At 71.9% G+C, this 20448-nt stretch carries 21 protein-coding genes; 9 read left to right on the top strand and 12 right to left on the bottom strand.

Annotated features, from left to right (window positions below; translation table 11 throughout):
* The first annotated feature begins 92 nt into the window (after positions 1-92).
* Positions 93-788, top strand: coding sequence for an MBL fold metallo-hydrolase (locus ABZX75_RS19235; RefSeq protein WP_355411953.1), 696 nt, complete (start codon positions 93-95; stop codon positions 786-788).
* A 34-nt stretch (positions 789-822) separates the two neighbouring features.
* On the opposite strand, the gene ABZX75_RS19230 is transcribed toward ABZX75_RS19235, so the two are convergent.
* Positions 823-1878 carry an NUDIX domain-containing protein gene (locus ABZX75_RS19230; protein WP_355411951.1) on the bottom strand — a complete coding sequence of 352 codons (1056 nt, stop codon included), beginning with the start codon at positions 1876-1878 and terminating at the stop codon, positions 823-825.
* A gap of 111 nt (positions 1879-1989) precedes the next feature.
* On the opposite strand from ABZX75_RS19230, the gene ABZX75_RS19225 reads away from it, so the two are divergent.
* Positions 1990-3036, top strand: coding sequence for a LacI family DNA-binding transcriptional regulator (locus tag ABZX75_RS19225; protein ID WP_355411949.1), 1047 nt, complete (start codon positions 1990-1992; stop codon positions 3034-3036).
* A 68-nt stretch (positions 3037-3104) separates the two neighbouring features.
* On the opposite strand, the gene ABZX75_RS19220 is transcribed toward ABZX75_RS19225, so the two are convergent.
* The 5 genes from ABZX75_RS19220 to ABZX75_RS19200 form a co-directional block, all read right to left on the bottom strand.
* Positions 3105-4403, bottom strand: coding sequence for an aldolase (locus ABZX75_RS19220; RefSeq protein WP_355411947.1), 1299 nt, complete (start codon positions 4401-4403; stop codon positions 3105-3107).
* A gap of 174 nt (positions 4404-4577) precedes the next feature.
* Complete coding sequence (locus ABZX75_RS19215; RefSeq protein WP_355411945.1) at positions 4578-5552, bottom strand: electron transfer flavoprotein subunit alpha/FixB family protein; 975 nt, start codon at positions 5550-5552, stop codon at positions 4578-4580.
* 93 nt (positions 5553-5645) lie between these two features.
* Complete coding sequence (locus ABZX75_RS19210; protein WP_355411943.1) at positions 5646-6431, bottom strand: electron transfer flavoprotein subunit beta/FixA family protein; 786 nt, start codon at positions 6429-6431, stop codon at positions 5646-5648.
* 201 nt (positions 6432-6632) lie between these two features.
* The gene (locus ABZX75_RS19205; RefSeq protein WP_355411941.1) at positions 6633-7157 is read right to left on the bottom strand and encodes a flavin reductase family protein; all 525 of its coding nucleotides are present in this window, start codon (positions 7155-7157) and stop codon (positions 6633-6635) included.
* 330 nt (positions 7158-7487) lie between these two features.
* Positions 7488-7823 (bottom strand): thioredoxin family protein, encoded by a 336-nt coding sequence (locus ABZX75_RS19200; RefSeq protein WP_355412145.1) that lies wholly within the window; start codon positions 7821-7823, stop codon positions 7488-7490.
* 255 nt (positions 7824-8078) lie between these two features.
* On the opposite strand from ABZX75_RS19200, the gene ABZX75_RS19195 reads away from it, so the two are divergent.
* Positions 8079-8801 (top strand): lysophospholipid acyltransferase family protein, encoded by a 723-nt coding sequence (locus ABZX75_RS19195; protein ID WP_355411939.1) that lies wholly within the window; start codon positions 8079-8081, stop codon positions 8799-8801.
* 112 nt (positions 8802-8913) lie between these two features.
* Here the strand turns inward: ABZX75_RS19195 and ABZX75_RS19190 are convergent, their stop codons facing one another.
* The 4 genes from ABZX75_RS19190 to ABZX75_RS19175 all read right to left on the bottom strand — a co-directional run bounded on the left by ABZX75_RS19190 (position 8914) and on the right by ABZX75_RS19175 (position 12848).
* Complete coding sequence (locus tag ABZX75_RS19190) at positions 8914-9516, bottom strand: transglutaminase family protein (RefSeq protein WP_355411937.1); 603 nt, start codon at positions 9514-9516, stop codon at positions 8914-8916.
* A gap of 61 nt (positions 9517-9577) precedes the next feature.
* Positions 9578-10639, bottom strand: coding sequence for a low specificity L-threonine aldolase (locus ABZX75_RS19185; protein ID WP_355411935.1), 1062 nt, complete (start codon positions 10637-10639; stop codon positions 9578-9580).
* Entirely contained in the window at positions 10636-11397 is a 762-nt protein-coding gene (locus tag ABZX75_RS19180) for an SDR family oxidoreductase (protein WP_355411933.1), read from the bottom strand. Before ABZX75_RS19180 ends, ABZX75_RS19185 begins: the two co-directional genes overlap by 4 nt.
* Before the next feature lie 26 nt (positions 11398-11423).
* Positions 11424-12848, bottom strand: a complete 1425-nt coding sequence (locus tag ABZX75_RS19175) for a DUF6421 family protein (RefSeq protein ID WP_355411931.1) — start codon at positions 12846-12848, stop codon at positions 11424-11426.
* Between the two features lie 470 nt (positions 12849-13318).
* Between ABZX75_RS19175 and ABZX75_RS19170 the strand changes: the two genes are divergently transcribed.
* Positions 13319-14002, top strand: coding sequence for a glycerophosphodiester phosphodiesterase family protein (locus tag ABZX75_RS19170; RefSeq protein ID WP_355411929.1), 684 nt, complete (start codon positions 13319-13321; stop codon positions 14000-14002).
* Between the two features lie 307 nt (positions 14003-14309).
* Here ABZX75_RS19170 and ABZX75_RS19165 read toward each other — a convergent pair whose 3' ends face one another.
* Positions 14310-14849, bottom strand: a complete 540-nt coding sequence (locus ABZX75_RS19165) for a GNAT family N-acetyltransferase (protein WP_355411927.1) — start codon at positions 14847-14849, stop codon at positions 14310-14312.
* Between the two features lie 146 nt (positions 14850-14995).
* Here ABZX75_RS19165 and ABZX75_RS19160 point away from each other — a divergent pair, with 146 nt between their 5' ends.
* From ABZX75_RS19160 to ABZX75_RS19145, 4 genes are all read left to right on the top strand, one after another.
* Complete coding sequence (locus ABZX75_RS19160; protein WP_355411925.1) at positions 14996-15553, top strand: DUF5134 domain-containing protein; 558 nt, start codon at positions 14996-14998, stop codon at positions 15551-15553.
* 81 nt (positions 15554-15634) lie between these two features.
* Positions 15635-16573, top strand: a complete 939-nt coding sequence (locus tag ABZX75_RS19155; protein ID WP_355411923.1) for a M56 family metallopeptidase — start codon at positions 15635-15637, stop codon at positions 16571-16573.
* 110 nt (positions 16574-16683) lie between these two features.
* Complete coding sequence (locus ABZX75_RS19150; RefSeq protein WP_355411921.1) at positions 16684-17376, top strand: phosphatase PAP2 family protein; 693 nt, start codon at positions 16684-16686, stop codon at positions 17374-17376.
* A 160-nt stretch (positions 17377-17536) separates the two neighbouring features.
* Positions 17537-18175 (top strand): helix-turn-helix domain-containing protein, encoded by a 639-nt coding sequence (locus ABZX75_RS19145; protein ID WP_355411919.1) that lies wholly within the window; start codon positions 17537-17539, stop codon positions 18173-18175.
* 16 nt (positions 18176-18191) lie between these two features.
* Here ABZX75_RS19145 and ABZX75_RS19140 read toward each other — a convergent pair whose 3' ends face one another.
* A complete protein-coding gene (locus ABZX75_RS19140) occupies positions 18192-19676 on the bottom strand; it encodes a hypothetical protein (RefSeq protein ID WP_355411917.1) in 1485 nt (494 codons plus the stop codon).
* A gap of 78 nt (positions 19677-19754) precedes the next feature.
* On the opposite strand from ABZX75_RS19140, the gene ABZX75_RS19135 reads away from it, so the two are divergent.
* Positions 19755-20411, top strand: a complete 657-nt coding sequence (locus ABZX75_RS19135) for a DUF305 domain-containing protein (protein WP_355411915.1) — start codon at positions 19755-19757, stop codon at positions 20409-20411.
* The last annotated feature ends 37 nt before the right edge of the window (positions 20412-20448 follow it).

The following is a 20448-nucleotide window of genomic DNA, read 5'->3' as shown; positions in this document are numbered from 1 at the left end:
GTACTGCGCCTTGGGCGTACTGCGCCTTGGGCGTACTGCGCTCCCGGTGAAATCTCGGGCCCGGGGCGGCTGTCGGTGCGTACGTTCGCCGTATGGATCTCATCGAGGTACTTCCGGACCGGCTGCACATGCTCCGCTTCCCCATCGGCCAGGCGTATCTGTGGCGGGACGGCGAAGCCCTCACCCTGATCGACGCCGGCAACATCGAGTCCGCTGCCGAGATCGAAGGCGCGGTGCGTTCCCTCGGACTGCGGCCCGAGCGGCTGGAGCGGATCGTCCTGACCCACTGCCACCGCGACCACATCGGCGCGGCCGGCGAACTCGCCGCCCGCTGGGGCGCACAGGTACTGGCGCACCGCTTGGACGCACCCGTGATCCGGGGCGAGCTGCCCGTGCCCGAACCGGTGCTGCTGGACTGGGAGGTCCCGCTGTACGCGCACGGCCTGACCGTGCCCGAGGCCCCGCCCACGCCGGTCGACCGGGAGGTGGAGGACGGCGACGTGCTGGGCTTCGGGGACGGGGCGTACGTCGTCCACGCCCCCGGTCACACCGACGGCAGCATCGGCGTCCACCTGCCGCGCCACGGCGTGCTGTTCACGGGCGACTGCGTCGCCGCCGTCGGGCCGCTCATGCTGGGCGTCTTCAACGTGGACCGCGCCCGCGCGGTCGACTCCTTCCGCCGCCTGGCCGCGCTCTCCCCCTCGACGGCCTGCTTCGGCCACGGCGACCCGCTGACGCAGGGCGCCGCGGCCGCTCTCGCCAAGGCCGTGGCCGACACCCCGGTCTGAGGCGGTCGTGACGCCGTCCCGCCGGGGAGCGGGATCAGCCCACCGGGGTGCCCGCCTCCAGGTAGAGGGCCCGGCCGCGTTCCCGCGCGCGCAGGGCCCAGCGGAGGCGGTCGTAGCGGTGCCGCGGAAGCAGGTTGGCGGCCTCGGCCTCCGTGACGAAGCGCCAGGCGCGCAGTTCCGGGCCCGGCAGCCGGAGCCGGGCCGCCGCCGTGACGGGGAGGCGGCCGCCGTCGAAGAGCAGGCGGAGACCTCCGTACCCCGGTGGCCGCGGGGCCTCCCAGTCCACCACCAGCAGTCCGGGCATCCGGTCCAGTACGAGGCCCAGCTCTTCCGCGACCTCCCGTACGCCCGCGCGGGCGGGGGCCTCGCCCGCTTCGACGATGCCGCCCGGGAACTCCCAGTCCGGCTTGTACGTCGGATCGACGAGCAGCACCCGGTCCTGCTCGTCGAAGAGCAGCACCCCGGCCGCCACCGTCTCGCGCGTCGGTTCCGGGGTCTGCACGATCTCGCAGGCGGGGGCGGTCTCGGTGCGCACGGCTTCGGCGATCCGCTCCGCCGTCTCGCGGACGGTCAGGTTTCCGTTGTCGATGACGTGCGCGTCGGCGGTGAGCCAGCCGAGCGCCTGCTGGTAGGCCGGGATGTGGTCGTAGGCCCACTGGCGCACCCGGAGGTCCACGTCCTGCGGCGCACCCGGTTCTTCGCGCGTCGCGATCCGGTGCCGAAGGATCGTTTCCGCTGGGGCCAGCAGCACATGCCGTACCGCTATCCGCCGCGCCGCCAGCCCGCCGAAGATCTCGTCGCGGTACTCCTGCCTGAGCAGCGTCATCGGCACGACGAGCACCCCGCCCAGCTCCGCGAGCATCGCCGCCGCGGTGTCCACGACCAGGCGCCGCCAGCTCGGCAGGTCCTGGTAGTCGGAGACCTCCGCCAGCCGTTTGCGCGGAAGCAGCACGCGCAGCGCGTCACCGATGAACTCCGGGTCGAACAGGGTGCCGTCCGGGATGATTCCGGCCAGTTCGCGGGCCGTGCTGGTCTTTCCGGCACCGAATGTGCCGTTGATCCAGACAATCACGTCTACCCCTCTCCCCATGGCTCGTCCGGAGCCCCCAGTGGCTTGCCCGCACCACCCTGCCACGGAAACCTCACTATCAGCCGAGTGCTTATCCTCAAGGTCAGAGCCTCGTCCGTTACCTCCGGAGGTATGCGTACCGTGCCCCACAGCCGCCGCCCGCCCGAGCCCCGTTACGGAAACCGGCCGACCATGAAGGACGTGGCGGCCCACGCGGGCGTGGGCCTGAAGACGGTGTCCCGGGTGGTCAACGGCGAGCCGGGGGTCACGCCCGACACGGAGAAGCGGGTCCAGGAAGCCATCGACACCCTGGGCTTCCGCCGCAACGACAGCGCCCGCGTCCTGCGCAAGGGCCGTACCGCCACCGTCGGCCTCGTCCTGGAGGACCTCGCCGACCCCTTCTACGGTCCGCTGAACCGCGCCGTCGAGGAGGTGGCCCGCTCGCACGGGGCGCTGCTCATCAACGGCTCCAGCGCCGAAGACCCGGACCGCGAGCGGGAGTTGGCCCTCGCGCTCTGCGCCCGCCGGGTGGACGGCCTGATCGTGATCCCGGCCGGGAACGACCACCGCTACCTGGAGCCGGAGATGCGGGCGGGCGTGGCCACGGTGTTCGTGGACCGCCCGGCCGGCCGGATCGACGCGGACGTGGTGCTCTCGGACAGCTTCGGCGGCGCCCGGGACGGGGTGGCCCACCTGATCGCCCGCGGCCACCGCCGCATCGGCTTCATCGGCGACCACCCGCACATCCACACGGCCACGGAGCGGCTGCGCGGCTACCGTGCGGCGATGGCGGACGCGGGACTGCCCGTGGCCGGATCGTGGGTCAGCCTCGGCTCCACCGGCGCCGACCGCGTGGCGGCGGCGGCGAGGTCGATGCTGACGGGGCCGGAGGCGGTCAGCGCCGTCTTCGCCGGCAACAACCGCGTGACAGTCACGGCCGTACGGGTCCTCGCCGACCGGGACCGCCCGGTGGCCCTGGTCGGCTTCGACGACTTCGAGCTGGCCGACCTGCTCCGCCCCGGCGTCACGGTGGTCGCACAGGACGCTGCGGCGCTGGGCCGGGTGGCCACGGACCGGCTCTTCCAGCGCCTCGGGGGCGCCGACCTCCCGCCCGCCCGCATCGAACTCCCGACCCGGCTCATCCCCCGCGGCTCCGGCGAGCTCCCGCCGGCCCCCTGACCCCGGGGCGGTGCTCCGCCTACGGCCCGACGGGGAGGAATCCCGGCCGGGCCGCACACACGTCGGGATCAGGCCGTCGCCGTCAGGGTCGCCGACCGGCGCGGGATCGCGAAGGCGTCCAGCTCAGCGCGGCTCAGGCCGGTCCGGGCGGTGACCTCCTCGGCGCCGACCGCGCCGCAGTCCAGGCCGCGGACCAGGTAGCCGGCCAGGGCCTTCGCGGTGGCGGGCTCGTCCATGACGTCGCCCTCGATCTTCGCGACGTACGCCTTCAGACGGGCGGCGGCGGTGTCGAGGCCCTCGCGGTAGAAGGTGAATACGGCCGCGTAACGGGTGGGCAGGTGGGCCGGGTGCATGTCCCAGCCCTGGTAGTAGGCGCGGGCCAGGGCCCGGCGGGTGAGGCCGTAGTGCAGCTTCCAGGCCTCGTGGACGTGCTCGGTGGTGCCGATGGGCAGGACGTTCGTCGAGCCGTCGGAGACCCGTACGCCGGTGCCGGCGGCGGCGACCTGCATGATCGCCTTCGCGTGGTCGGCGGCGGGGTGGTCGCTCGACTGGTAGGCGGCGGAGACGCCGACGCAGGCGCTGTAGTCGAAGGTGCCGTAGTGCAGGCCGGTGGCGCGGCCCTTGGCGGCCTCGATCATCCGGGCGACGGTGGCGGTGCCGTCGGAGGCCACGATGGACTGGCTGGTCTCGATCTGGATCTCGAAGCCGATCCGGCCCGGGCGCAGGCCCCGGGTCCTCTCGAAGGCCTCCAGCAGCTTCACGAAGGCGCTGACCTGCTCGGCGTAGGTGACCTTCGGCAGGGTGAGGACGAGGCCCTCGGGGAGGCCGCCGTGCTCCAGGAGACCGGAGAGGAAGATGTCGGTGGTGCGGATGCCGCGGTCGCGGACGTTGGCCTCCATGCACTTCATGCGGATGCCCATGTACGGGGCGTTCGTGCCGTTGGAGAACGCCTCCGCGACGAGGCGGGCGGCGCGGGCCGCGGCCTGGTCCTCCTCCTCGTCGGAGCGGACGCCGAAGCCGTCCTCGAAGTCGACGCGGAGGTCCTCGATCGGCTCGCTGCGCAGCTTGGCCCGGACGCGGTCGTAGACCGGTACGGCCAGTTCGTCGGAGATGCCGAGCACCTTGGCGAAGGTGGCCGCGTCCGGCGCGTGCTCGTCGAGGGCGGCGAGTGCCTGGTCGCCCCAGGAGCGGATGGTGTCCGCGGCGAAGACGTCACCGGGGACGTAGACGGTGTGGATGGGCTGGCGGGTGCCGGGGTCGCCCGGGTAGTGGCGCGCGAGTTCCGCGTCCACCGGCGCGAGGGAGGCGCTGATGCCCTCGCTGACCGCGCCTGCGAGGCTCGTCGCCACCTTCTCCTGCTGACCCATCGTGCACTCTCCTCTTTTCCGCTTCACGGAAGCATAGATCCGCATTGCAGAATTTAGTCACGGGGTTCCGCCCCGTCAATGGTCCCTCGTCCATCCTGGACAAACGACTCGGGGCCGTGCGGTGAGAATCACCACACGGCCCCGGAGGCGCGGAGTTACGCAGAGATGCGCAGGTCAGCCCTTGCGGGCCTTGATCTCGTCGGTCAGCTGCGGGACGACCGCGAAGAGGTCGCCGACCACGCCGTAGTCGACGAGGTCGAAGATCGGGGCCTCGGCGTCCTTGTTGATGGCCACGATGGTCTTCGAGGTCTGCATGCCGGCCCGGTGCTGGATCGCGCCCGAGATGCCGGAGGCGATGTACAGCTGCGGGGAGACCGACTTGCCGGTCTGGCCGACCTGGTTGGAGTGCGGGTACCAGCCGGCGTCGACGGCGGCGCGCGAGGCTCCGACGGCGGCACCGAGCGAGTCCGCGAGCTCCTCGATGAGGTGGAAGTTCTCGGCGCCGTTGACGCCGCGGCCGCCGGAGACCACGATCGCGGCCTCGGTCAGCTCGGGGCGGCCGGTCGACTCGCGCGGGGTGCGACCGACGATCTTGGTGCCGGTGGCCAGGGCGCCGAAGGTGACGGCGAGCGCCTCGACGGCGCCGGCGGCCGGAGCGGCCTCGACCGGGGCCGAGTTCGGCTTCACGGTGATGACCGCGGTGCCCTTGGAGACGCGGGACTTGGTGGTGAACGACGCGGCGAAGGCGGACTGCGTCGCGACCGGGCCCTCGTCACCCGCCTCCAGGTCGATGGCGTCGGTGATGATGCCGGAGCCGATGCGCACGGCCAGGCGGGCGGCGATCTCCTTGCCCTCCGCGGAGGACGGGACCAGCACGGCGGCGAGGGAACCCCCGGCGGACACGGCCTCGTAGGCGGCCTGGAGCGCGTCCACCTTCGGGACGACGAGGTACTCGGTGAACTCGGGTGCGTCGGCGGTGAGGACCTTGACGGCGCCGTGCTCGGCGAGCACCGCGGCGGTGGCCTCGGCGCCGGCGCCCAGGGCGACGGCGACGGGCTCGCCGATGCGGCGGGCCAGCGTCAGCAGCTCGAGGGTGGGCTTGCGGACGGCGCCGTCCACGTGGTCGACGTAGACGAGAACTTCAGCCATGGGACTGCTCTCCTGCTATTGCGAAGTGTCTGGGGACTGTTGACGAAAGTGGCCGACGCTCTCGGACGAGCTCGCGGCCGGCCAGGCTGCTCGTCAGATGAACTTCTGCTCCGCAAGGAAGGCGGCCAGCTGCTTGCCGCCCTCGCCCTCGTCCTTGACGATCGTGCCGGCGGTGCGGGCCGGGCGCTGCGCCGCGGAGTCGACCGCGGTCCAGGAGCCTTCCAGGCCGACCTCGTCGGCCTCGATCTCCAGCTCCTCCAGGTCCCAGGACTGAACCGGCTTCTTCTTTGCGGCCATGATGCCCTTGAAGGACGGGTAGCGGGCCTCGCCCGACTGGTCCGTCACCGAGACGACAGCCGGGAGGGAGGCCTCCAGCTGCTCGCTCGCCGTGTCGCCGTCGCGGCGGCCGGTCACGGTGCCGTCCTCGACCTTGACCTCGGAGAGCAGGGTGACCTGCGGGACGCCCAGGCGCTCGGCCAGGATCGCCGGCAGCACACCCATGGTGCCGTCGGTCGACGCCATGCCGGTGATGACCAGGTCGTAGCCGGCCTTCTCGATCGCCTTGGCGAGCACCAGCGAGGTGCCCATGACGTCGGAACCGTGCAGGTCGTCGTCCTCGACGTGGATGGCCTTGTCGGCACCCATCGACAGCGCCTTGCGCAGCGCGTCCTTGGCGTCCTCGGGGCCCACGGTCAGGACGGTGATCTCGGCATCGTCGGCCTCTTCGGCGATCTGCAGCGCCTGCTCGACGGCGTACTCGTCGAGCTCCGACAGCAGGCCGTCGACGTCGTCACGGTTGACGGTCAAGTCCTCGGTGAACTGCCGGTCGCCGGTGGCGTCGGGCACGTACTTCACACAGACAACGATCCTCAGGCTCACGCCGGCTCTCCTACCGCATCGTCATTTCTGGTACCGCCTTATGCAGGCAGCATAGGCGCCTGGTCGGGCGGATCCCGGTCGGGGCGGCCCGCGCTCCGAGGGGAATGTTACTCGTCAGTACACCGTGGGTCTTCCCGCGCCGCAAGCCCGGTGAACTGTGATCTGGCCAACGCCGCCCGAACCCGCCCCAGCAGGGACGATTCAGTCGCGCAAGGCGTTGAAGCGCCCCTGGTGGTACAGGAGCGGACGACCCGCCCCGGCGGGGTCCCCCGCGACCACCTCGGCAATGATCACCCGGTGGGCGCCGGCGGGCACCCGCGCCACGACGCGGCAGACCAGCCACGCCAGTACGCCGTCCAGGACCGGAACCCCCTGTGGCCCCTCGGTCCAGCCCGTGTCCGGGCCGAAGCGGTCGGCTCCGCTGCGGGCGAACAGACCCGCCAGCTCCTGCTGGTGCTCGCCGAGTATGTGGACGCCGAGGTGCTCGCTCTCGCCTATCGCGGGCCAGCTGGAGGAGCCGGTGCCGATACTGAAGGACAGCAGCGGAGGGTCGGCGGAGACGGAGTTGAGCGAGGTCGCGGTGAAGCCCACGGGCCGGCCGCCGGCGTCCTGCGCGGTGATCACCGCGACTCCGGCCGCATGCCGGCGGAACACGGAGCGCAGGAGGTCGGGCGAGCCGGGCCGGCCGGAGCCGATACGGGGGGACGGAGCCGTCGGGGCCGTCATGAGGGGGCTTCCTTCTGCCGCGGGAGACGCGGGCGCTGTCGGGGATCAGGGGCCGGGGCGATCAGTGATCATGACAGCGCGCGCTCGCGTATCGGACGAGGTCCACATGGACCCGTCCGTAGAGCAGGAGTTCATACCGCATCCCGCCAGCCTGGCGATTCCCCGTGGAGGCAGTCAAGCGGGATCCGGCAGATGTCGGGCGCGTCACGCCGCGTGCGGGCGCGCGTACCGGCACACGCGGGGCCGCCGTACGCTTCCCCGCGCGACCGGTCCCGCGAGTCCCCGCGCCGGCGGCGGTACCGGGCCGCACGCGGGCGGCCGGACCGCGCGTCACAGGGCGGCGCCCAGGGCGGCGATGACGTCCGCCTTGCGCGGCATCCCGACCGCCCGCCGGACGATCCGGCCCGCGGAGTCCAGGACGAGCACCGTCGGGGTCTTCTCGATGCCGACGGCCCGTACGAGGCCGAGACGGCGCTCGGCGTCGATCTCGACGTGCGCGACCCCCTCGACCATCGCCGCGACCTCGGCGAGGATCCGCCGCGTGGCCCGGCAGGGCTGGCAGAAGGCGCTGGAGAACTGCACCAGAGTGGCCCGCTCCCCCGGCTCCGCGCCCAGTTCCGCGGCGCCCAGCCGTATCGGCCCGTCTTCCTGCTCGCGCACCCGCACTCCCCTCACCCGCGTCGTATACGCACATCATCCCCGCGCGTTCGTCCTCCCCGGCCACCGGCGGGAGGTACCTCTGATTCAGAGCGCGCAGCACGTGCGACGCATTCCGGGCGTGATGAGAATCTCCCCGGGTAAAGGCCTGTGGACTGGCCACCGGCGCGCGCATGGGGCACCATCCCCATGGTCGCGTACCTACGCTTCCGTAACTTCCCGCCGGGAGTACTTCCCCAGGCAGAAAGCGGGGTTCTCCCCACCATGGCTGAGCTCGTCTACCCTCCGGTGATCGGCGCCGCGCACGGACTGTTCCGCGCGCTGGACATCCGTATCGACATGCAGGGCACCGAGAACATCCCGCGCACGGGCGGGGCGGTCCTGGTGTCGAACCACATCGGCTACCTCGACTTCATCTTCGCCGGGCTGACGGCACGGCCGCAGAAGCGCCTCGTCCGCTTCATGGCGAAGGAGTCGGTGTTCCGGCACCGGATCTCCGGCCCGCTGATGCGCGCGATGAAGCACATCCCGGTGGACCGCACCCAGGGTGAGGCCGCCTACCAGCACGCGCTCGACGCGCTGCGCTCGGGCCAGATCATCGGGGTGTTCCCCGAAGCCACGATCTCGCAGTCCTTCACCCTCAAGAGCTTCAAGTCGGGTGCGGCGCGCATGGCGCAGGAGGCCGGGGTCCCGCTGATCCCGGTGGCGCTGTGGGGCACGCAGCGGCTGTGGACCAAGGGCCGCCCCAAGAACCTCAAGCGCAGCCACATCCCGGTGACGATCCAGATCGGCGAGCCGATGGACGCCCCGGCGGACCAGTACGCCGGGGCCATCACGCGCCGTCTGCGCGAGCGCGTCCAGGAGCTGCTGGACGCGGCGCAGCGCGCCTACCCGGACAAGCCGAAGGACACCGAGGACTCCTGGTGGCTGCCGGCCCACCTGGGCGGCACCGCGCCGACCGCGGCCGAGGTCCGCGAGGCGGGCTGACCCGTACCGTCGTCCGCCGCCCCGAGATCCGAGCGATACGCCCGCGTGCGGTCCCGCCCCCGAGGCGGGGCCGCACGCGGCGTTCACCCCGCAGGGCGCCGATGGGCGGCGATCACAGAGCCGTCGGGAGGTTGCGCCACAGCCGCGGCCGGTCGGCGGACTCCCGCAGGGCGCGCAGTGCGGCCGGGTGCGGGGCGGCGTACAGCACGGGATAGTCGATCTCGCCGAGCTCCGGGCGTACGGGGAAGGCCAGTTGCTCGCGGTCGAGGCGGAACCGGGCGTCCACGCCGGGCTTGTTGCCGCGCGGGTCCTGGCGGGACCACCGCGCACGGCCGGGCAGGCGCAGGGCGATCAGGCCGTGGACGATCGGGTTCGAGCCGTCGTCGTCCGTCAGCCGCTGGTAGCACAGGGCCGCGGGAATGCCCTGGGCGCGCAGCAGGGCGGCGAGGGCGTGGGACTTGGCGTAGCAGATGCCGTTGCGGGTGGCCAGCACGTCGGAGGCGCGCCAGACGACGCGCATGTCTCCGGAGTCCGCCGAGTGCGGGACGGTGTCGCGGACGAACTCATAGGCCGCCCCGGCGTACGCGTATGCGTCGCCGCCCGTGGCGGTCCACAGGGCGTCGGCGGTCTCGCGTACGAGCGGGTGGCCGTGATCGATGGCTTCGTCGGCCGCCAGGTAGGCGGCAAGGTCAGGCTGCTCCTGGATCAGTTCCATGATCCAGGAGCATACCTATGCGGCGAACCGTATGACTATTGATATCTGGGTGGGCGGGAAGCTACCGGGCCAGCTCTTCCTTCAGTGCCTGGAGGAAGCCGTCCACGTCCTCCTCCTGGGTGTCGAAGCCGCACATCCAGCGCACGTCGCCGGCGGCCTCGTCCCAGAAGTAGAAGCGGTAGCGCTTCTGCAGCCGCCGCGACACCTCGTGCGGAAGCCTCGCGAACACGGCGTTCGCCTGCACCGGGTAGAGGATCTCCACCCCGTCCGTCTCCCGCACCCCCGCGGCCAGCCGCTGCGCCATCGCATTGGCGTGCCGGGCGTTGCGCAGCCACAGGTCCTTGGCGAGCAGCGCCTCCAACTGCACCGATACGAACCGCATCTTGGACGGGAGCTGCATCGACATCTTGCGGACGTGCTTCATCAGCCGGACCGCGTCCGGGTTGAGCACCACCACGGCCTCGCCGAACATCATGCCGTTCTTGGTGCCGCCGTACGACAGCACGTCCACGCCGACCGTGTTCGTGAAGGCCCGCATGGGCACGTCGAGCGAGGCCGCGGCGTTGGCTATCCGGGCACCGTCCAGGTGGACCTTCATGCCCTTGCCGTGGGCGTGCTCGCAAATCGCCCGGACCTCGTCGGGGGTGTACACCGTGCCGAGCTCGGTGTTCTGGGTGATCGAGACGACCTGCGGCATCGCACGGTGCTCGTCCTCCCAGCCCCAGGCCTGCCGGTCGATGAGCTCGGGGGTGAGCTTGCCGTCCGGCGTGGGGACGGTGAGCAGCTTGAGGCCGGCCATCCGCTCGGGTGCGCCGCCCTCGTCGACGTTGATGTGCGCCGACTCGGCGCAGATCACGGCGCCCCAGCGGTCGGTCAGGGCCTGGAGGGCCGTGACGTTGGCTCCAGTGCCGTTGAACACCGGGTAGGCCTGTGCGTAAGGGCCGAAGTGGCTGCGGATGACCTTCTGCAGGTGTTCGGTGTACTCGTCCTCGCCGTAGGCGACCTGGTGGCCGCCGTTGGCCAGCGCGACGGCCTCCAGGATCTCCGGGTGCACCCCGGCGTAGTTGTCGCTCGCGAAACCGCGCACCGCCGGGTCGTGGTGGCGGCGGGCATCGGTTTTCACGGTTGCGGAGTGAGCCACAGACGCTGTCCGTTCACATCGATTGCGGGCCGCTCCCAGACGCCGGCGATGGCCTCGGCCAGCTCCTTGACGTCGGTGAAGCCCGCGAACTTCGCCTGGGGACGATCGGCGCGCATCGCGTCGTGCACCAGGGCCTTGATGACCAGGATCGCAGCAGCGGCCCCCGGACCGTCCTCGCCCCCGGCCTTGCGGAAGGAGTCGGCCAGGGCGAGCGTCCAGGCCTCGGCGGCCGCCTTGCCCGCGTTGTACGCGGCGTTGTTGGCGACCGGCTTGTGCGCGCCGGACTGGCTGACCAGGACGTAGCGACCGCGGTCGCTGCGCAGCAGGCCGTCGTGGAAGGCGAGCGAGGTGTGCTGGACGGTGCGGATGAGGAGCTTCTCCAGGAAGTCCCAGTCCGCGAGGTCGGTGTCGGTGAAGGAGGTGCTGCCGCGCCAGCCGCCCACGAGGTGGACGAGCCCGTCGATGCGGCCGAACTCCTTCTCGGTCCGGTCGGCCCAGGCCTTGGTGGCGTCGAGGTCGAGCAGGTCCACGGTGTCACCGGTGACGGTGGCGCCGCCGTGGGCGTAGCGCGCCGCGTCCACGGCCTCCGCGAGGCGCTCCGGATCCGCGTCCGACGCTATGACGACGGCACCCGCCTCGGCGAGGCGGAGCAGGGCGGCGCGGCCGGCGGGCCCGCCGGCCCCGGCCACCGCGACCACCGCTCCCTGGAGCTTCCCGTTGCCGTTCCCGGAGCCGTTCATCTGTGCAGCCTCCTGTGGGCGAGTGCTCACGCGGCGACTCGCGCGGCGTTTCCAGCGTTCTCGGCGCTCTGAGCGTTCCGGGCGGTGATGCCCTTGGTCGAGGCGATCACTCCCTTGAGCTTCTTGGCAAGCGCCTCATAGAACATGCTGAGCGGAAACTCGTCCGGAAGCACGTCGTCCACGAGCTTTCGCGGCGGCTGCGTGAGGTCGAGGGCGTCGGGGCCCTTGGCCCAGCGGGATCCCGGGTGCGGGGCGAGGTACTCGGCGACCAGCTCGTACGCCTTGAACCAGTGGACGAGCTTGGGGCGGTCGATGCCGGCCCGGTAGAGGTCCTCGATCTCGGCGCACAGCTGGTTGGTGACCTGCGGGGCACGCATCCAGTCGATGCGCAGCTTGTTGTCCGTCCACCGCACGACGTCGTGCTTGTGGAGGTACGCGAAGAGCAGCTGGCCGCCGAGCCCGTCGTAGTTGCGGTTGCGGTCGCCCGACACCGGGAAGCGGAACATCCGGTCGAAGAGGACGGCGTACTGCACGTCGCGGCCGTGTTCGTTGCCCTCGGACTCCAGCTTCACGGCCTCCTTGAAGGCGGTGAGGTCGCAGCGCAGCTCCTCCAGGCCGTACATCCAGAACGGCTGGCGCTGCTTGATCATGAAGGGGTCGAACGGCAGGTCGCCATGGCTGTGGGTGCGGTCGTGGACCATGTCCCACAGGACGAAGGCCTTCTCGCAGCGCTCCTGGTCGGTGACCATGGCGGCGATGTCGGAGGGCAGCTCGATGCCCAGGATGTCGACGGCGGCCTCGGTGACCTTGCGGAAGCGGGCGGCCTCGCGGTCGCAGAAGATCCCGCCCCAGGTGAAGCGCTCGGGGGCCTCGCGGACGGCGATGGTCTCCGGGAAGAGCACGGCGGAGTGCGTGTCGTAGCCCGCGGTGAAGTCCTCGAAGGTGATGCCGAGGAAGAGCGGGTTGTCGTACCGGGTGCGCTCCAGCTCGGCGAGCCACTCGGGCCACACCATCCTGAGCGCGACGGCTTCCAGATTGCGGTCCGGGTTGCCGTTCTGGGTGTACATAGGGAAGACGACCAGGTGCTGGAGCCCGTCGGCGCGCTCCGCGGCCGGCTGGAAGGCCAGCAGGGAGTCCAGGAAGTCCGGCACCCCGAAGCCGTCCGCGGCCCATTTGCGCAGGTCAACCACGAGCGCCTGGTGGTACGCGGTGGCGTGCGGCAGCAGGGGGGACAGCGTCTGCACGGCACGGACCACGCGCTCGACGGCCGCCTCGACGACAGACCGGGCGGGGGCGCCGTCGGCCTCGAAGTCGATGGAACCGTCCTTGGCCTGCCAGGGGCGGATCTCCTCCACGGCGGCCTTGAGCTCGGGCCACGCAGGGTGGTCGACCACCCGCGCCCCGGCGGTTATCACGGCACCGCCGGCACCCGGCACAAGAGTTTCCGTCATGTCACTTCCTCCACAGGAGAACCTCACGTCAAGGCAGCGTATGCATGTGAGGCTCTTCCGTTCAAGTGGTAACTCGGGAAATTATCCTGCATCACCCCCAGCTTCACCGAAATTCTTCCCGTTCTTCAGCGTGGAGCCGAGGACTCCGCCCAGCCGCTCGAAGCCCTCGCGGCCCTGCGGGAGGCGGGAGCCGGCCCGCCGGGCGGGCGCGCGGAGGGGCGGGGCTCACGCGGAATCCGAGGTCGGCAGGGCCCGCCGTCAAGCCGACGGGGGCGCGCCCACGCCCGGGTGACGCGGCAGGACCACGGTCCCGCGCTCGACCCGGGCGGGAAACGGCCATATGGCCCTTCCCGGCCCCTGCACGGGCGGTCCCATCGCATCGTCGGCGCACTAGCATGCGTCCTCATCGCGCGGCCGGTCGGGACACCGCGACCGCGCGGAGAGCCGCCGTCGACGGAAGCGAGAGAACCTTGACTTTCCTCACCATCGGTCACCGCGGGGTCATGGGTGTCGAACCGGAGAACACCCTGCGGTCCTTCCTCCGCGCGGAACGTTCCGGCATGGACGTCATCGCGCTGGATCTCCGGCTGAGCAAGGACGGCGCCCTCGTCGTCCTGCACGACCCCGACGTGGACCGGACCACCGACGGCTCGGGCGCCGTCGCCGACCTGACCCTGGCCGAACTGCGCGAGCTGGACGCCGGTCAGGGCGAGCACGTGCCGGTCTTCGAGGAGGCGCTGGACGCGGTCCGGACACCGCTCCAGGTGTCGGTGCGGGACACGGCCGCCGTCGGCGTGCTCGCCGAGCTCATCCTGCGCCGCGACCTGACCGCGCGGGTGGAGGTCGCCTCCTTCCACGAGGCGGTGCTCAGCGAGACGGCCCGGCTGGTGCCGGGCGTCCGGACCACGTTGTACGCGAGCCCGCACGGAGGGGACATCGTGGACCGGGCGCTGGCCGCGGGCGCCTCGGCGATCGCCCTGGACATCCGGCTGCTCACGCTGGAGACCGTGGAGTCGGCGCACGCCGCCGGGCTCCGGGTGATCGGCTGGACGGTCAACACCCTGGAGCAGCTGCGCCTGGCGCGGGCCCTCGAACTGGACGGCGTGGCCACCGACTTCCCGGAGATCCGCAGTACGGGCCGCTTCATGGCGTGAGGGCGGCCCTCAGAGGCAATAGTGCTGTGACCGGAAAGGTTTGCCGGTAAGCCCGCGGCGTCCGGTGCACTGCACTCGCTTCGCCTCGGCTCTTCGCCCCATCCTTCGGATGCCGAGCTGCATCGCAAGGCGGAGGGCCACAGCTCGTACTCGGCCGTACTCGCGCGGTCCGACAGCTCGGCCTCCAAGGTCCTCGAAGAGGAGCCGAGACGCAGTGAGCGCAGCGAACGCAGTGCAGCGAGATGCCGTGCCGGGCGTCGCGGGCCGGTGAACCTTTCCGGTCACAGCACTAGGGGAACGAGAGGGATTAGAGGGACTTGACCAGCAGCTCGAAGGCCAGGTCGTCACGGAGCGGAATGCCGAAGCGCTCGTCGCCGTAGGGGAAGGGGCTCAGCTCGCCGGTGCGCCGGTACCCGCGGCGCACGTAGTAGGCGATGAGCTCCTCCCGTACGTTCACCACCGTCATCCGCATCTCCTGCGCGCCCCACGTCTCGCGGGCGCGGCGCTCGGCCTCGGCGAGGATCTCCTTGCCGAGGCCGCCGCCCTGGAGGCCGGGGCGAACCGCGAACATCCCGAAGTAGGCGTGGTCGCCGCGGTGTTCGAGCTGGCAGCAGGCGACGAGTTCACCGGCGCGCTCGACGACGAGCAGGGTGCCGTCGGGGGCGTTGATGATCTGGCGGACCCCGTCCTCGTCGGTGCGCCGGCCCTCCAGGTAGTCCGCCTCCGTGGTCCAGCCGCCGCGGCTGGCGTCCCCGCGATAGGCCGACTCGACGAGTGCCACCAGCTCCGTCACGTCCGCCTCTACGGCGCTGCGGAAACTCAGGGCGGCGGGATGGGCGGTCGACATCGGGGGCTCCGTTCTGCGCAGTGGCATATGACATGCCCGGTACATCACGGAGAGCCTAACCCGGGGCGGCGTGCGGGCCGTCGTGGGCGGGCATCTCTTCCCGTGACCCCGACGAACCGGGAGGTTCCGCCGTGCACGGTCCCGCCATGTCCTTCTCCGCTTCCGCCTCCTCCTGGCTCCTCGTCCTGCTGTGCGCGGTGAGCGGTGCGTACTGCCTGGTGCGGGCACGCAGAGCCGGCCGGGACGCGCGCGGCGCGGCGGCGGGCGAGGCGCTGATGGGCTTCGGCATGGCGCTGATGGCCGTGCCCCCGGGGATCGGACCGTGGGGGCCCGGGATCCTGCTGGCCCTCTTCTGCGGGATCGCGGTGCACGCCCTGTGGCTGCTGCGGGGCGGCATGCACCACGCGCACCACCTGGTCGGCTCGGTGGCCATGGCCTACATGGCGCTGACGGCGGCGGCCGCCGGGAACGGCCACGGGAGCGGCTCCGGGCACGGCGCGGGGGCACCGCTCGTCACCGGGGTGCTCCTGCTCTACTTCGCGGGGTACGTCCTGCTGGGCGGGGCCCGCCTGGTCACGGCGGGCGGGGGGCCGCAGCCGGCCTCGGCGGCTCCCGGCGGTCCGCCCCTGAGGTCGGCCGAACTGACCCGTGCCTGCCGACTGGCCATGGGGATGGGGATGTTGGCCATGCTGATCACGATGTGACACCCCGGGCAGACGTGTCCTGCGTCACCAATCACTCCAGGCCGTACCCGCAGGTAGGCCCGCGCTCATAGGCTGGCGGACATGATGGTCCCCGCCGTTCTCCTCCTGCTCGGCGCCCTGACCGCGGTGCTCGCGCCCCGTCTGCTGGCCCGCGCCGAATGGCCCGAGCGTGAACCCGTCGTCGCCCTGTGGGTCTGGCAGTGCGTGGTGGGCGCGGTCCTCCTGTGCTTGGCACTGTCGATGCTGCTCAGCGCCGCGGCCGGCTGGCACGCCGTGCGCGGCCGGCTCTTCGCCGCCGCCCCGCACGGGGTGGTGGACGCGTACGCGCTGGGCGCCTCCGGCGGCGCCTGGGCCGTCGGCACGACGCTCGCGCTGGCGGGCGGCGCCCTGTGGACCGGGGCGATGCTGACCCGGGAAGTGCTGCGGGCGCGGGCCCGGCGGCGCGCGCGGGGCACCGAAATGCTGACTCGGGCCCCCCTGCTGCCCGGGGAGGACCCCTCCGGGACCCGGCTCGTCGTCCTGGAGGGGCCGCGACCGGACGCCTGGTGGCTGTCCGGCCCCGCCCCGCAGCTGGTCGTCACGACGGCGGCCCTGGGCCGGCTCAAGGGGAGCCAGCTGGATGCCGTGCTCGCGCACGAGCAGGGGCACGCGGCGGCCCGGCACGACTGGCTGCTGCACTGCTCACGGGCGCTGGCCGGCGGGTTCCCGCAGGTGCCGGTCTTCGCGGCGTTCGAGGCGCAGATGCACCGGCTGGTGGAGCTGGCCGCCGACGATGTGGCCTCCCGGCGGTTCGGCCGGCTGACGATCGCGCTGGCCCTGGTCGGACTGAACGAGGACCGGGGGGTGTTCGGGCCCTGCCCGACGCCGCAGGCGCACGTCCCGCAGCGGGTGCGGCGCCTGTTGTCCGCCGCTCCCCGCCTGCCCGCGGCCCGCCGGCTGCGGCTGACGGCGCTGGCCACGCTCGTTCCGGCGGTGCCGCTGCTGGTGGCCTTCGTACCGGGGCTCAGCGCCCTGGCGTAGGCAGTTGGACGGATCGCCCGGGGAGCGGGCCGGGCGGGGCCGGGCGGGTTTTCGCGACGCGGCCGGGGGCCCGGCGCGGTGCGGGAGTCCGGCGGTGCGAGGATCGCCCTATGCGGAACGAACACCTACGGCGGACGGGCGTCGGCTGTGCGCTGCTCGCCGCCGTCCTGACAGCGCTGGTGGTGGCGGGGTGGCGGCCGCTCCTCTCGTACGACGACCAGGTCGCCCGGGACCTCCACGCCCACGCCGTCGCCCACCCCGGCGTCACCGGGCTCATGCGGGTGCTCTCCGACTGGGTGTGGGACCCCTGGACCATGCGGGCCCTGGCCGCCCTCGCCTGTGTGTGGCTGTGGCGGCGTGGTGAGCGGGAACGCTCCGTGCGGGTGGCGCTGGCCACGGTGGTCGCCTCGGCCGTGCAGCAGGGGGTCAAGGCGGTGACGGACCGTGAGCGCCCGGTGTGGCCCGACCCGGTCGACTCGGCCAACTACGCGGCTTACCCCTCCGGGCACGCCATGACGGCGGCGGTGGTGTGCGGTCTGCTGCTCTGGCTGCTCCCCCGGCCGGCCGCGCGGCAGCCGGAGCGGCCGGCGTCCCCGAGACGGTCGGCGTGGGCGGTGCGGAGCGCCTGGGCGGTGGCGGCCGTCTCCGTGCTCGGCGTCGGTTTCACCCGGGTCTACCTCGGCGTGCACTGGATGTCCGATGTCTTCGCGGGCTGGCTGCTGGGCGTGGCCCTGGTGGCGCTCGCGACCTCCGGAGCCGGCCTCCCCCAGCGGGCCCGCTCCATCGCCCGGTGCGGTAGATGATCTCCCCCAGGATTCACCCAGCGTCCCGCATCGGAGCGTAAGAAGCAGGCCTGACCTGCTAGGGGCATGCCTGCTCTGGGCGATCCCCCGTGTCACCCAGAGCAGACGGTCCCCGCGCGCTGAGTATATTGGCTGAGAGCCAGTCAACGCAGGAGTAAGCATGTCCCCGCGCAGCGCATCGGTCAATGAAGAATTGCGCAGACGTTCCCGGGAGCGGCTGCTCCAGGCCACGGTCGAACTCGTCGCGGAGCGCGGCTACGAGGCCACCACCCTCGGCGACATCGCCGACCGGGCGGGCACCGCACGCGGTCTGGTCTCGTACTACTTCCCCGGCAAGCGGCAGCTGCTCCAGTCGGCGGTGCACCGGCTCATGCACCTCACCCTGCAGGCGGCGCTGGAGCGGGAACCGCAGCGCACCGACGAACACGCGGGGCGCGAGCGCCTCGCCCGCGCCGTGGACGCGATCCTCGGGCTGGCCCGGGACCAGCCGCTGCTGATGCGGACGCACATGGCGGGCATCCTGACGGCCGAGGGCTTCGTACAGTGTCCCGAACAGCAGCGGCTGGCGGAGCTGTTGCGGGACACGATCGCCCGGTACGGCTCGGCGGACGTGGACGCGGACTACCCGCTGCTGCGGGCCCTGCTGATGGGCGCCGTGGTGGCGGTCCTGCTGCCCGGCGCGCCGATGCCGCCGGCCCGGCTGCGGGCCGAGCTGTTCCAGCGCTACGGGTTGGACTGGGAGCTCGGTGTCCCGCCGGACGGAGGGCCGCCCGGCGGGACGTTCGCGCTTCAGGGCTAGTGGGGTGAGGGGACGGCTAGCGGTACTCGGGCTGGGTCTGCACGTTGAGCCGGTCCAGCCGCACCCCCTTGGCGCTGTCGGTGCGCCAGTCGTCGAGCCGCAGCACGTCCAGGCCCTTGGCGATGTCGTTCGAGTAGATGTGCCCGTTGTAGTAGTACGCCGACCAGGACCCGCCGAGCGCGAGCCGGTCCGTGGTGAGCGGTCCGCGCTCGAAGTAGCCGATCTCCTGGGGGCGGGCGGAGTCGGTGAAGTCCCATACGGAGACGCCGCCCTGGTACCAGGCCTGCACCATGATGTCGCGGCCGCCGCCGACGGGGATCAGGGAGCCGTTGTGGGCCACGCAGTTCTCGGTGTCGGCCTGGTGGCGCGGGATCTTGTAGTAGCTGCGGAAGACGAGTTTGCGCGCGTCGCCGCTGCCGGTGATGTCGTAGACGCCGTTGGCGCCGCGGTTCGGCCCGGTGGCCTCGTTGCAGGTGGCGCCGCCACCACCGCCGAGCTCGTCGGTGAAGACCACCTTGTTCGCCCGCTCGTTGAAGGTGGCCGAGTGCCAGAAGGCGAAGTTCACGTTGTCCTGCACCCGGTCGATGACCCTCGGCTGCTCGGGCTTGCTGATGTCGAAGATGATCCCGTCGCCCATGCAGGCGCCGGCGGCCAGGTTCCTGGACGGCAGCACCGTGATGTCGTGGCAGCCGGTGGTCTTGGAGACACCGGGGTGGGTGGGCCCGCCCGGGTTTCCGCCGTCCGGGAAGAGGACCGGGAAGGCGACCACCGCGGCCTGCGTCGGGGCCTTCTTGGGGACCTTGACCACCGAGATGCCGTCGTGCGGCGGCTGGCAGTCGGGGAAGGCCGCGTTCGGGCTGTACGAGGCGACGTAGACGTAGAGGTCGCGGCCGCCCGGAACCAGCGTGTGGGTGTGGGAACCGCAGGCGGTCTCGACGGACTTGATGTACTTCGGGTTGCTCTTGTCCTTGATGTCGAAGATCTTGATCCCTTCCCACGAGGACTTCTCGGTCGCGGGCTGCGAGACGCTGCTGCAGGAGTCGTCGCTGCGCGAGGAGTCGGTGGAGAGGAAGAGCAGGTCACCGTGGACGGAGATGTCGTTCTGGCCGCCGGGGCAGAGGACCCGGCTGACGGTCTTCGGTGCTTTCGGGTTCCCGATGTCGTAGATCGTGAAGCCGTCGTAGCTGCCCGCGTAGGCGTACTTGCCCTGGAAGGCGAGGTCGGTGTTGAGGCCGTCCGGGACGGCGCTGGGGATGTTGGCCAGGGGTTTGATGTTGCGGCTGTGGACGATCGCGTCCTGGCCGGGGATCTCGCCCGGGGCGAGTTCTCCGCCCGGTGGCGCGCTCTGCCCGGATTCGGCGGTGCGGCCGGGCGTTAAGTCGCCCGGGTCGGGGGTCGCGGCCGCGGGTCCGGCCGCCAGGAGCGTGGCGATGAGCCCGGCCGCCGCGGCGGCCGCCCCCAGTCTCCCGTGCCGCACTCGGGTGGTGTGCAACGAGGTCACTGTGCCCTCCGATGGGAGTGACATCGGTTCCGTCCTCAGTGGGAACGGAACCAGGACCCCGGCAGTATCTTCCTTTCCATGGACATGGCAAAAGGGTTACGCCGAATCCCCTGGGCGGCCATGGCCGCCGCCCTCCTCCTCACACTCACCGGCTGCCAGGACGACGACGGCGCCGACGCGGCGAAAGACGGCGGCGCCGTGGTGATCGCACCCGGCGGTCCGGGGGACAAGGCTCGCACCCTGTCCCCGGAGCAGGCTGCGAAGGAACGGCCCGACGACACCCCCAACGCAGCCGACCACGCCTACGTACGGGGCATGATCGAGCACCACCGGCAGGCCCTGACGATGAGCTCCCTCGCTCCGGCGCGGGCCTCGGCGGACGGGGTGAAACGGCTCGCGGAGCGGATCACCGCCGCGCAGCGGCCCGAGATCGCGGCCATGGAGATGTGGTCGGCCCGCCATCCCGCACCGGCCGCGGGCCAGGGGTCAGGCGGACACGACCACGGCACGATGCCGGGCATGGCGACGGAGCAGCAGCTCAAAGAGCTGGCGGACGCCGCGGGGGCCGACTTCGACCGGCTCTTCCTGAAGCTGATGACCGCCCACCACGAGGGCGCGCTGAAGATGGCCGCCGAGGCGCTGGCCGGCGGCAACAACGTGATGGTCGAGGAGATGGCCACCGAGGTCGTGGCCACGCAGAGCGCCGAGATCCACCGGATGCGCGCGATGGGCTGACGGGCGCGGGAGCGGGTGTCATGCTGGGAACCACCTG

The organism is Streptomyces sp. NPDC003038 (assembly GCF_040611115.1).
Classification (GTDB): domain Bacteria; phylum Actinomycetota; class Actinomycetes; order Streptomycetales; family Streptomycetaceae; genus Streptomyces.
This window is presented reverse-complemented; position numbering and strand designations above follow the sequence as displayed.

What these genes read in the sequence shown, in the direction of transcription:
- ABZX75_RS19205 (WP_355411941.1), bottom strand. Translation starts at nt 7,157, where the DNA reads ATGACGGCCCCGACGGCTCCGTCCCCCCGTATCGGCTCCGGCCGGCCC.
- ABZX75_RS19190 (WP_355411937.1), bottom strand. Translation starts at nt 9,516, where the DNA reads ATGGAACTGATCCAGGAGCAGCCTGACCTTGCCGCCTACCTGGCGGCC.
- ABZX75_RS19225 (WP_355411949.1), top strand. Translation starts at nt 1,990, where the DNA reads ATGCGTACCGTGCCCCACAGCCGCCGCCCGCCCGAGCCCCGTTACGGA.
- ABZX75_RS19175 (WP_355411931.1), bottom strand. Translation starts at nt 12,848, where the DNA reads ATGACGGAAACTCTTGTGCCGGGTGCCGGCGGTGCCGTGATAACCGCC.
- ABZX75_RS19155 (WP_355411923.1), top strand. Translation starts at nt 15,635, where the DNA reads ATGATGGTCCCCGCCGTTCTCCTCCTGCTCGGCGCCCTGACCGCGGTG.
- ABZX75_RS19180 (WP_355411933.1), bottom strand. Translation starts at nt 11,397, where the DNA reads ATGAACGGCTCCGGGAACGGCAACGGGAAGCTCCAGGGAGCGGTGGTC.
- ABZX75_RS19150 (WP_355411921.1), top strand. Translation starts at nt 16,684, where the DNA reads ATGCGGAACGAACACCTACGGCGGACGGGCGTCGGCTGTGCGCTGCTC.
- ABZX75_RS19195 (WP_355411939.1), top strand. Translation starts at nt 8,079, where the DNA reads ATGGCTGAGCTCGTCTACCCTCCGGTGATCGGCGCCGCGCACGGACTG.
- ABZX75_RS19135 (WP_355411915.1), top strand. Translation starts at nt 19,755, where the DNA reads ATGGACATGGCAAAAGGGTTACGCCGAATCCCCTGGGCGGCCATGGCC.
- ABZX75_RS19215 (WP_355411945.1), bottom strand. Translation starts at nt 5,552, where the DNA reads ATGGCTGAAGTTCTCGTCTACGTCGACCACGTGGACGGCGCCGTCCGC.
- ABZX75_RS19160 (WP_355411925.1), top strand. Translation starts at nt 14,996, where the DNA reads ATGTCCTTCTCCGCTTCCGCCTCCTCCTGGCTCCTCGTCCTGCTGTGC.
- ABZX75_RS19230 (WP_355411951.1), bottom strand. Translation starts at nt 1,878, where the DNA reads ATGGGGAGAGGGGTAGACGTGATTGTCTGGATCAACGGCACATTCGGT.
- ABZX75_RS19145 (WP_355411919.1), top strand. Translation starts at nt 17,537, where the DNA reads ATGTCCCCGCGCAGCGCATCGGTCAATGAAGAATTGCGCAGACGTTCC.
- ABZX75_RS19165 (WP_355411927.1), bottom strand. Translation starts at nt 14,849, where the DNA reads ATGTCGACCGCCCATCCCGCCGCCCTGAGTTTCCGCAGCGCCGTAGAG.
- ABZX75_RS19235 (WP_355411953.1), top strand. Translation starts at nt 93, where the DNA reads ATGGATCTCATCGAGGTACTTCCGGACCGGCTGCACATGCTCCGCTTC.
- ABZX75_RS19220 (WP_355411947.1), bottom strand. Translation starts at nt 4,403, where the DNA reads ATGGGTCAGCAGGAGAAGGTGGCGACGAGCCTCGCAGGCGCGGTCAGC.